The organism is Novosphingobium malaysiense (assembly GCF_000802225.1).
Classification (GTDB): Bacteria; Pseudomonadota; Alphaproteobacteria; order Sphingomonadales; family Sphingomonadaceae; genus Novosphingobium; species Novosphingobium malaysiense.
Map to the genome: position 1 here is coordinate 1 of NZ_JTDI01000054.1, position 469 is coordinate 469.

The 469-nt window shown below is 61.4% G+C and carries 1 protein-coding gene; it reads left to right on the forward strand.

Features of this window, described 5'->3' with window-relative positions; all coding sequences use genetic code 11:
* Positions 1-14: 14 nt before the first annotated feature.
* A partial coding sequence (locus LK12_RS23475; RefSeq protein WP_231568480.1) for an acyl-CoA dehydrogenase family protein occupies positions 15-469 on the forward strand: 455 nt, incomplete at its 3' end.

Genomic DNA, 469 nt, shown 5'->3' on the forward strand with positions numbered 1-469 from the left:
TGTCATGCTACTCGATGACCGAGCCTCAGGCGGGCTCCGATCCCGGTGAATTCACGTGCCGTGCGAGGTGCGACGGAGAAGACTGGGTGATCGACGGCGAGAAGTGGTTCGCCAGTCATGCATGCGTCGCCGAATTCCTCATTGTGATGACCATCACCGACCCGGACGTGCCGGTGCACGAAGGCTCGAGCATGATCATCGTTCCAAATCCCACGCCGGGAATGGAAATCGTGCGTAACACGGCGGTGGGGCCGAAGGACGAAATTGGCTCCGGCGTCCACGGCTACATCCGCTTCAGAGGCTGCCGCGTGCCAGTGAGCAATACGCTTGGTCCCGTCGGGGAAGGTTTCAAAGTAGCACAATCACGGCTCGGCGGCGGTCGCATCCACCACGCCATGCGCACTGTCGGCATCCTGAACAAGGCACTGGACATGATGTGCGAGCGCGTCGTCAGTCGTCGGACGAAGGG